Origin of the sequence: Sphingomonas sp. (genome assembly GCF_031372575.1) — a bacterium.
Taxonomy (GTDB): Bacteria; Pseudomonadota; Alphaproteobacteria; order Sphingomonadales; family Sphingomonadaceae; genus Sphingomicrobium.
This window is the reverse complement of the sequence record NZ_JANMLM010000083.1, coordinates 1-5,097: the sequence shown is the minus strand read 5'-3', so window position 1 is coordinate 5,097 and position 5,097 is coordinate 1. Positions and strand designations below refer to the sequence as shown.

Below are 5,097 nucleotides of genomic sequence, written 5' to 3'. Positions count from 1 at the left end.
CAGCAACGATCGGAATATTTCATGAATCGCCTCGTATTTCTCGCTGGAACCGCGCTGGCTTTGGTGTCGCAATCGGCTTTTGCCCAGGACGCTGCGACCGACGGCCAAGCGCCCGCTGCCCCCGCTGCTGACTCCGCGCCGCCCGCCGAAGCTGCGGCGAAGGACGCGCCCAAGACGGTGGAAAAAGCCATCATCATCACCGGCAAAAGGCGGCGCGACGATGTGCTGGGCGACGTGTCGGTGTTGAGCGGCGAGGCGCTGGCCCGCGATGTCCGGCCGACGATCGGCGAAACATTGATCAAGCAGCCCGGGGTCAGTGCCGCGGGATCGGGGCCGAACGTGGCCAAGCCGGTGCTGCGCGGGCTGGGCGGCGACCGGATCCGCATCCTGACCGACGGGATCGGCAGCCTGGATGTTTCCTCCTCATCGAGCGACCATGCGGTGGCGATCAACCCGCTGACCGCGCAGTCGATCGAAATCCTCCACGGCCCGGCGGCTTTGGTGTTCGGATCATCGGCGATCGGCGGGGTGGTCAATGTGGTGGATTCGCGGATTCCGCGCCGGGTGCCCGAAGCGCCGCTCGGCCTGAAGGGCATCGTCGGATATGGCACCGCGGCCAACGAGTGGATCGTCAGCGGGGCGATCGACGTGCGGGTGACGGCGAATTTCGTCGCCCATCTCGACGCCAGCCGGACCAGGAATGACGATCTCGAAACCGGCGGATACATCCTCGCCAAACCGCTGCGGCGGCAGGCGGCGCTGAGCGGCGACCCGGCGATCCGTGGGCTGGCCGATCTCAAGGGCCGACTGCCCAACAGCGACGGGCGGACATTCGATGTGGCGGGCGCGCTGGCCTATGTCGACGGCGGGCTGAACATCGGCGCGTCGGTCAGCCGGCATACGGCTTATTATGGGGTTCCGATCCGCTATTCGCTCGACCCCGAAATCGAAGCTGAGGCGACCCATCTCGACGTTCGCCAGACGCGCTACGACGCGCGCGCCGAAATCCCACTCAGCGGCTTCTTCCGCCAGCTAAGGGTGCGCGGTGGCTATTCGGATTATCAACATTCCGAAATTGGCGGCGACGGGGCGATTGCGACGACGATCTTTTCCAAGGGCGGCGAAGCGCGCGTCGATCTGGAGCAGCATGACACGCCCTCCGGGTGGGGCGGGGCTTCGGGAATCCAGGCGCTCAACATCAAGCAGAAAGCGGTCGGCGAGGAATTGTTCGTCCCGCCGATTCACAATCGATCGTTCGGTGTCTTTACCGTCCAGCATCTTGAGCGCGGGCCGTTTCGGGTCGAGGCAGGGGTGCGGTTCGAGCGCAATCTGCTTGATGCCGACGCCAACGCCGTGATCGGCAATTCCGACCTCAAGCGGCGTTACTCGACATTGTCGCTGTCGGCCGGTGGGCGGTACGAATTGACGAGCGAGTGGAGCGTGGGGCTTAATCTCGCCCGCAGCCAGCGTGCACCATCGGCCGAGGAACTATTCGCCAATGGCCCGCATGGCGGCAATGCCAGTTTCCAGATCGGTGATCCCAATCTGTCGACCGAAAAAAGCATCGGCTTCGAAGCGACGGTCCGGCACACCAGCCGCAATTTGAACCTGCATGCGACTTTGTACAGCAGTCGCTTCTCCAACTTCCTGTTCGAGGCACCAACCGGAGAGGTTCGTGATAACTGGCCGGTGTACCAGGCGCTGCAGGGCAAGGCGACCTATAGCGGGTTCGAGATCGAGGCCGATGCCAAACTGGGTAAACTGGGTGGGATCGAGTGGGGCGTGGACGCGGTGGCCGATGCGACCCGCGCGACGATCAAGGGGTTTGGCCCGGCGCCGTTGATCCCGCCGCTGCGCCTGCTTGGCGCGGTGACCGGCAAGCGCGGCGCGGTCGACGGGCGGATCGAGGTCGAGCATGACGTGGCGCACCGCCGCACCGCACGGATCGAGTTCGACACGGCGGGCTTCACCCTGGTCAATGCGAGCCTGAACTGGACCCCATTCGCCGAGCGGCCCGAGCTGCGGCTGGGGCTGGCGGCGAACAACAACTTCGACGCCGAAGCGCGGCGATCGACCAGCCTGCTCAAGGATTATGCGCCGCTGGCGGGGCGGGATTTGAGGGTGACGGCGAGTTTTGCTTATTGAGCGGGCAAGTATCGATCAGATATTACGCAACCGCGGCTTCGTCGCCAGCATCCGGCAAAGCACGTCATCCTCTAGCTTTTGATCGGTGTCTGTCGTGACCACTCGTCCTATCACCTTCAATGAGTTCCACGAAGCGTCTGGTGCGGCCTTAGCGCAGTGGGCAACAGTAGAGGATGCTTTTTGCGACTTATTCACCCGTTTAGTTTGGTGCGCGGTCTCTGGTAGCGGAATGCGAGAACAAGACCATTGCAGCACCGATGGCTTCTGGGTGCTGGGAAGCGTGTTTTATTCCTCCACTAATTTCCGAGCGCGGATCGACCTCCTCGATCGCAATTTTCGATTTTTGGTAAAAGACGCCGCACTGCTCAGCGAATGGAATGCTGTTAAGAACAAGCACTTCGCCTCTACCCTCGGCGCAACATTCTTGCTCACGGCCAAGTTTGGGGAAACCTGGAGGGCGGCGCGACCTGCATGGCTTACTCGATCTTTGATGACAGCGGTGATCGACGTCGAGGCGCGCGCGGCGATCGGGCTGATCCTGGATCGGATGCGGACCCATGGGCTGATTGCCTGATTGCGGTTGTGCGGGCGCCTTCGTAGAGGGTGGGAATGAAGATTCGCTGGGCTTTGCTGGGGTTGATGGTTGCGGGCAGCCTTGGCGCGCAGTCGGCGTCGGCACCGACCTATCTGTTCTTCGACTGGGGCAAGGGCGAGCTGTCGAGCGATGCGACCGCGATCCTCGATGGGGTGGCGGCGCGCTATCTCGCCGCGCCGGGGCCTATGCTGATCGACGGGCATTCGGATCGATCGGGGTCGGCCGGGCCGAACATCGCTTCTTCGCGCAAACGCGCCGAACAAGCGCGCGATTATCTTGCCGCGCATGGTGTCCCGGTCGGCGCGATGCGGGTGCGCAGCTATGGCGAGGCATCGCCGATCATCGCTACCGAAGACGGGGTGCGCGAAGTGCAGAACCGCCGCGTCGAAATCCGCTTCGTCGCCGCAAACTAGCGCCGCGCCTCACTTCCCCATGAAATAAGCGACCGCCTTGGCGTGGATGTCCTTGGGCACCTCATGCCCGCCGTGGAACGGCACGAACATCAACGGCATATGCTTGACCCGCAGCTTCGCGACCAGGCCGCGCGTGACCGAGTAAGGCAGCACCGGATCCTCCTCGGCATGGCTGATGAAGATGCGCTGCGTCGGGTCGAATTTGGTCGGGAAGGCGGGGCCGGGCGAGTAAGCGATAACCGTGCGGAACAGCACAGGATTGGCGGTGCCGACGCTGATCGCATAGGTCGCGCCGTCGGAGAACCCCATGATCCCGACCCGCGCCGGATCGACCGCGACGCGCGCGAACAGGTCGGCCAGCGCCGCATCGAGCGCCTTCAGGTCGCGGCCATAGCGCGGCTGGACATTCATCTCCGCGCCGAGCCGGCTCTGCAGATCGACGATCATGTCCCACGTCGGCCCCTTTGATTGCGGCAGGACCAGGATGAAATGATGGGCATCGGCATCGGCGCGATACGCCTCGAGCACATCTGCCGCCCGCCCCCCGGCCCCATGCAGCGCGACCAGCAATGGCGCTGGCGCACCGGTCAGGCCCTTGGGCAGATAAGCATAAGCCCCGCCCGCGAGGGTGAGGATGCCGGTGCGGGTGTCGGAAGTGGCGAGGGGTGCGGCGGGGGTGTGGGCAGTTAGGGTTGGGGTGGCGGCCAGGGCGGGGGTTAGGGGGATGGTGGCGCACAAGAGGAGGGTGGGGAGGTTTATGCGGGCCATTTCAAACTCCCCATCCTCGCTAGCTAGTTCCGATGGATTAGCAGTTTAGCTTTAGCCCCGTTGGAGGTCGGGCAGGCAGCAATTGGGAAAGCGCCACATTTCCCATTTTTCGTTGGCAATCCGAGTCCCGATCCAAAGTCAGTCTATCATGTCCTTGATGAGGTCACACTTTCAGTCCTTCTCCTCGAATTAGACACAATTTCGGACCTGACCCGATATCTTGACCCCGGGGCACTCGCTAGCACCATCGCACTGGTCTGCTCCCCATTCGCTGCCGCCCGCTCCAACAGCGGCTTCAGATAGGCCCCCGTGAAACTCCCCGCCGCCACCGCCACCTTCTCCGGGGTGCCCTCCGCAACGATCTCTCCGCCGTTCACGCCGCCGCCCGGCCCCAGGTCGAGCACCCAGTCTGCGGTCTTGATGACGTCGAGGTTATGCTCGATCACGACCACGGTGTTGCCTTGCTCGACCAAGGCGTGGAGCACTTCCAATAATTTGCGGACGTCCTCGAAATGCAGCCCGGTGGTCGGCTCGTCGAGGATGTAGAGCGTCTGGCCGGTGGCGCGGCGCGACAGTTCCTTGGCGAGCTTGACGCGCTGGGCTTCGCCGCCGCTGAGCGTGGTCGCCTGCTGGCCGACCTTGATGTAGCCCAGCCCCACCTCGGCCAGCATCGCCATCTTGTCGCGGATGCCGGGGACCGCCTTGAAGAATTCGACCGCATCCTCGACGTTCATGTCGAGAACGTCGGCGATGCTGCGCCCCTTGAACTTCACCTCGAGCGTTTCGCGATTGTAGCGCTGGCCGTGGCACACGTCGCAGGTGACGTAGACGTCGGGCAGGAAGTGCATCTCGATCTTCAGCAGGCCGTCGCCGGTGCACGCCTCGCAGCGGCCGCCCTTGACGTTGAAGCTGAAGCGGCCGGGCTTGTAGCCGCGGACCTGGCTTTCGGGCAGCCCGGCGAACCAGTCGCGGATCTGGGTGAAGGCGCCGGTGTAGGTCGCCGGGTTGGAGCGCGGGGTTCGGCCAATCGGCGACTGGTCGATGTCGATCACCTTGTCGAGATGTTCCAAGCCCGTGATCTTGTCGTACTTGCCGGCCAGGATGCGCGCGCCGTTGAGGGTGCGCGCGGCAGCGGCGTAAAGCGTGACGATGGTGAAGCTCGACTTGCCCGAGCCC

The 5,097-nt window shown here is 63.9% G+C and carries 4 protein-coding genes and 1 pseudogene; 3 read left to right on the top strand and 2 right to left on the bottom strand.

Annotated features, from left to right (window positions below; genetic code table 11):
- The 3 genes from RMN73_RS08625 to RMN73_RS08615 form a co-directional block, all read left to right on the top strand.
- A partial coding sequence (locus RMN73_RS08625) for a TonB-dependent receptor domain-containing protein (protein WP_309602915.1) occupies positions 1-2,145 on the top strand: 2,145 nt, incomplete at its 5' end.
- Between the two features lie 94 nt (positions 2,146-2,239).
- Positions 2,240-2,719, top strand: coding sequence for a DUF4395 family protein (locus RMN73_RS08620; RefSeq protein WP_309602914.1), 480 nt, complete (start codon positions 2,240-2,242; stop codon positions 2,717-2,719).
- 35 nt (positions 2,720-2,754) lie between these two features.
- Positions 2,755-3,153: an OmpA family protein gene (locus RMN73_RS08615; protein WP_309602913.1), complete on the top strand. Its 399-nt coding sequence runs from the start codon at positions 2,755-2,757 to the stop codon at positions 3,151-3,153.
- A 9-nt stretch (positions 3,154-3,162) separates the two neighbouring features.
- On the opposite strand, the gene RMN73_RS08610 is transcribed toward RMN73_RS08615, so the two are convergent.
- Together RMN73_RS08610 and RMN73_RS08605 are read right to left on the bottom strand one after the other, a co-directional pair.
- Positions 3,163-3,891 carry a dienelactone hydrolase family protein gene (locus RMN73_RS08610; protein WP_309602912.1) on the bottom strand — a complete coding sequence of 243 codons (729 nt, stop codon included), beginning with the start codon at positions 3,889-3,891 and terminating at the stop codon, positions 3,163-3,165.
- A gap of 311 nt (positions 3,892-4,202) precedes the next feature.
- Positions 4,203-5,097: pseudogene (locus RMN73_RS08605) on the bottom strand (ATP-binding cassette domain-containing protein); the annotation flags it as partial.